Raw genomic sequence first — 4,767 nt, 5'->3', positions numbered from 1 at the left:
GATTTTCATCCCAAGAACTATTTGATAGAAATCGAGTTATACTAGTTCGATGCCTTGTAGATGCAAGCTCCGCTATGTCGGAAACCTTACCATTGAACCCTTTTGAAATCATAGCATTCATAATACTTTTTAAATGTTTTAATTGTGGATTAGTTAAGTATAAATCAAAATTTAATTGTTTAAAAAATTTGTGTATTGATAGTTCATCTGATATAATTGTGTTCTGAAACATTTATGCATACTCCTTGTTTGTTTTGTGTAGGAACTTAATTATAACAAGGATTTGTCATAAATGTTTTTTTATTTTATTCATTTGTAAAATTATTCAAGCGATTTTGCACTATTATAGTATTAAAAAGAGTACAACTGCTATTTTAGTAGGTGGTGTTATTATTGGTGCTTTTGCAACAAATGGGTTTGCAAAAAATAATTCAGATACTTGGTGGCAATTTTACAAAGAATTAGGTAATGAAGGGAATCACTATATAGATGAGTTAAGGTACAAAGAAGATAAGAGTCCTGCATATGTTTACATAAAAGTAACAGATAATAAGCGTAGTGACGATTTTGTTAATATGAAAGTTGTAGACTCAAGTCATAATAGTTTAATGGGAAATTTACCAGCTAAGACTGCATGGGGAATAGGTCAATATTCAATTCATAGTTATGCTTATGAAATGAAGGGACATAGTCAAGTTACAATGCAATTCTATGCACCATATAGATATACTTATTCATGGACAGCTGGTGGAGCTTGGAGTCCTGATTCAAGTGGAATATACGATTAATAAATAATATAAAATTATAATGCAGTGAAAACTGCATTATAATTTTAAAAAAAAGAGGGGATAAGTTTTATGTTTTTATCTGAAATAAAGAGGGCAGCTTCAAGAAAGTCATTTAAATTAATGATTTTATTAGTCAGTATAATTTGTTTACTAAGTATTTGGGATATTTTAAAGGGAGGATTAAATGATAGAGATATATTGACACAATATATGGATGGATATGTTGATACTGCTTTTTCAAAATTTATATTTTTTAATTCAAATCCTATTTCTAATCTTTTAATAATAATAATGCCTATAATAAGTGCATTTAGTTTTTCAGATTCGTATATTGAGGATATGAAAAGTGGGATTATACAAAGTATTTATGCAAGAGAGAACAGAGTTAAGTATCTTGTTAATAAGTATTTTGCAAATTTTATCGTTAGTGGAGTAGCATTCTCGTTACCTTTGTTATTAGATTATATACTATGTATTATGATAAAACCTAGTATACAGCCAGATCCTATATTAACTGGACAAATTATTATGAAAGGTGGATTATTTAGCAATTTATTTTATAGTAATGCACATTTATATACAGTTATGTGGATAGGAATATATTTTCTGTATTCAGGAGCATTTGCATCTATAGCGTTATGTTCTAGTAAAGTTATAAAAAATAAATATGTAGTATTATTTGTACCCTTTGTATTAAGCATTGTAGTAACTATTTTTTGTGAGATATTTGATAAGCTAAAATATGCACCTTCAAGTTTTTTGTATCTTTCTAGAAATCAACACTTTATAATAGTTGCAGGGGAGTTTATTGCTATTTCTATTATTACATTTGCTTTATTTTGTTTTACAGGAGTAAAAAGTGATGTTTATAAAGTGGATTAAGGATTTTTTAAGATGCATAAAGCCAATAAAATATAGAATTGTTATGGCATATATTATTATGTTTATATCAATTACTATAATGGGAAAAATTTACGTAGATACAGGGACTTTAACAGAGGTAAAAATAGGTGTACTAGATATGTTATGTGATGTACATAAAAACTTAGGGATTCTAGGGAATACTTCTTATATGATAATAATATTTATATTTTCACTGAGTTTAATTAGTGTATTAGAATATGATAACAAAAAGTTGTGTGTAATTAGGAGCAGCTCAAGAAAAGAAATAATTAGTAGGCAGTTTTTCTATATTGTTATCATGTCTTTTGCATTAATGTTTACTTTGATTTTTTTAGGATACATAGTAAGTTCTATATTTACTGGGTCTTTAAATAATACATGGACAAGTACTGATGGGACTATATATAAGTTGTTAAATAGTCCTAGTAATTGGAACGAAATTTCACAAAATTTTAGTACATATAAAATATTGTCATATATTTTCCTTAGTGGTTTTCTTGGTCTTACAGCAACTGGAATGTTAATTTGTATTTTAAAAATGTTTATGAAAAATACATATATTGTTGCAATAATAATACTACAGATGTATGCTTCAGTTTTCTTTGATAAGATTTCGTTTATATTTAAACAGATGCATATATATATGTCTAATTTAGTTTATCCAATTTCTATATTAAGAAATCAAGTGTATTTATTAGCACTTATATTGTTACTTTATAGATTAGGAAGTTATTTTATTGAAAAAAAAGATTTTTTAGATAGGAATTAGATTGAGGTGATTCTTTATGAGTTTAATTATTTCATTAATAAAAAGAGATTTTAGATTTACATTTAAGAATATTTTATTAAGAAATATATTTTTTTCGGTTATATTCTTTATTTTTAGTTTTTTAACAGTAATGAAGAGTACAAGTATAGGAGTAGATAATATAAATTTGTTTTATATTCAGCTTAAAGGAATAAAAAATGTAGGAGAATTACCTTTTATATGGTTAATAATTAACTTTTTTATAATTTTTAATTTAGGAGATAATTTTTATAATGATTTAAGGAAAAATGGCAAATATGTTTTAGTAAGATGCAGGAATTTAAAATATTTCTATATAGTAAAGGTATTTCTACTAATATGTAATACAATTATTTATTATATTTTACTATTTGGAATAATATTTTTATTATCAAAAATATTCTTAAATCCAACAGAAGTTTCTTTGATAGAGGGGATTAATATTAATAATAAAGAACTCATAAGAACATTAATTTTATTATATACTACAACTTCAATTTCGTTAGTATTAATTCAGAATATGTTATCATTAGTTATTAAACCTAAATACTCATCCTTAATAATTGTTGTTGTTCTACTGTTATCAGTTATTATTAGCAGTAGTATTTTGCCAGGACAACATTGTTTGATATTAAGGCATGTACCTTTTGACAATATAAATAATCTAACATTAGTAAAGTCTGTTTTATATAATCTAATGTTATCAGCTATAACTGTAATAGTTGGATATGGTGTTTTTTTAAAAAAAGATATATATTGAGAGGATGAATAAAGTGAGTGAAAAAGCTTATGTGGAAATTAAAAATTTAAATAAGGTAATAAAAAAGAATATAATTTTATCAAATATTAATTTGAATTTATATAGAGGTAGGGTCTATGGATTTTGTGGTATTAATGGTTCGGGAAAATCAATGTTGTTTAGAGCAATTAGTGGATTAATAAGGCCAACTGAAGGTGAAGTTCTAATAGATGGTAAGATTTTAGGACAAGATATTTCTTTTCCAGAAAGTTTTGGGATGTTAATTGAAAATCCAGGTTTTCTTCCTAATTATACAGGATTTCAAAATTTGAAATACTTAGCTGATATTAAGAAAGTAATTGATGATAATGGCATAAAAGAAGTATTAAGAAGTGTTGGATTATCTCCGAATGATAAACGAAAATATAAGAAATATTCATTAGGAATGAAACAAAGATTAGGAATAGCTCAAGCTGTAATGGAGGATCCTGATTTAATAATCTTAGATGAACCTACAAATGCTTTAGATGATAATGGGCAAGAGATTGTTAGAAATTTAATTTTAGATTTAAAGAAAAAAGGAAAGCTAATTTTAATAACTAATCATGATAGAGCTGAAATGGAAAAAGTAGCAGATGAAATATATACAATAAAAGAAGGAAAAATAGCAGAACAATTAATTCTAAAAGAAAGGGAAACTTGTTAAATGAAGGGGAAAGTAAAGTATATAATATTTATGATTATAGTATGTATTTCTATAATCTTGAGTTTTAGATATAAAGAAATTAATAAAGATATTCCTAATGCATATGAAAAACAAGTTTACAAAGTTAATGAACTTGTAGAATTAGATGATTTACAATTTAAAATTAATTCATATGATATTATTAGAGGTAAGGAAGAAACAGCTAATGATAAGATTATTCTTAATATAGAAATGAAAAATAAGAGTCCTGAAAAGCTTGATATAAAAACATTAATATCTAATAGTAAATTAAGTGATGGATTTGAATACTTAGATACTGCTGGTGTAGAGGAGAAAGATCTTAAGAAGATTCAAGGATTGGCACCTGGAAAAGTATTAGAAGCTACAATATATTATTCTTCAGCACCCAATAGAATAAATTTTGATAATGGATTACAATTCTACATTGCCAATGATTTATATAAAGCCCAAATTAAAGAGAAATATAATGAAAGAAAATTCTATGCAAAATATATAGAGTTGAAGTAAAGAAAATTCATAATTTTGTCAACGATTTGTCAACGCTAACTAAGTTTTATAAAAAGCTAATAAATGAAACTAAGTGTAAATAAAAATTATGCAATCTTTGAAGAGCAAGTAATATCAATGCTTTAGAAAGATTGCATATGTTTTTAAATGGCTATAAATTTTGTAGCCATTTATAAGGGTAACAACCCAATGGTAGGATGCACAGTTGCAGTAGCAGTTGCAGTTGAAGAAGCTATGAACAAATAGTCTATTTTAAAGGCTTTAGAGCGTTTTAAAAGAATAGAAGTTCTTATATAAGGACAGTTCTCATCATATG

At 25.6% G+C, this 4,767-nt stretch carries 6 protein-coding genes and 1 pseudogene; 6 read left to right on the top strand and 1 reads right to left on the bottom strand.

All coding sequences use genetic code 11. From position 1 onward, the window contains the following. Nucleotides 1-232 (bottom strand): annotated as a pseudogene (locus BM384_RS15700) (IS701 family transposase); the annotation flags it as partial. Between the two features lie 103 nt (nucleotides 233-335). Between BM384_RS15700 and BM384_RS15695 the strand changes: the two are divergent. The 6 genes from BM384_RS15695 (at nucleotide 336) to BM384_RS15670 (ending at nucleotide 4,451) form a co-directional block, all read left to right on the top strand. Continuing rightward, nucleotides 336-788, top strand: a complete 453-nt coding sequence (locus BM384_RS15695) for a hypothetical protein (RefSeq protein ID WP_090015007.1) — start codon at nucleotides 336-338, stop codon at nucleotides 786-788. Nucleotides 789-857: 69 nt separating this feature from the next. Beyond that, nucleotides 858-1,670 (top strand): hypothetical protein, encoded by an 813-nt coding sequence (locus BM384_RS15690; protein WP_090015005.1) that lies wholly within the window; start codon nucleotides 858-860, stop codon nucleotides 1,668-1,670. Beyond that, a complete protein-coding gene (locus BM384_RS15685; RefSeq protein WP_090015003.1) occupies nucleotides 1,651-2,460 on the top strand; it encodes a hypothetical protein in 810 nt (269 codons plus the stop codon). The genes BM384_RS15690 and BM384_RS15685 overlap by 20 nt, the downstream gene beginning before the upstream one ends. 16 nt (nucleotides 2,461-2,476) lie before the next feature. Next, complete coding sequence (locus BM384_RS15680; protein WP_090015001.1) at nucleotides 2,477-3,238, top strand: DUF2705 family protein; 762 nt, start codon at nucleotides 2,477-2,479, stop codon at nucleotides 3,236-3,238. Nucleotides 3,239-3,251: 13 nt separating this feature from the next. Next, complete coding sequence (locus BM384_RS15675; RefSeq protein ID WP_090014999.1) at nucleotides 3,252-3,923, top strand: ATP-binding cassette domain-containing protein; 672 nt, start codon at nucleotides 3,252-3,254, stop codon at nucleotides 3,921-3,923. Then, a complete protein-coding gene (locus BM384_RS15670; protein ID WP_090014997.1) occupies nucleotides 3,924-4,451 on the top strand; it encodes a DUF4352 domain-containing protein in 528 nt (175 codons plus the stop codon). Nucleotides 4,452-4,767 lie beyond the last annotated feature (316 nt).

This window comes from Clostridium sp. DSM 8431, assembly GCF_900116755.1.
Taxonomy (GTDB): Bacteria; Bacillota; Clostridia; order Clostridiales; family Clostridiaceae; genus Clostridium.
Note: the sequence above shows the minus strand (reverse complement) of the source record. Positions and strands in the feature narration are given on the sequence as shown.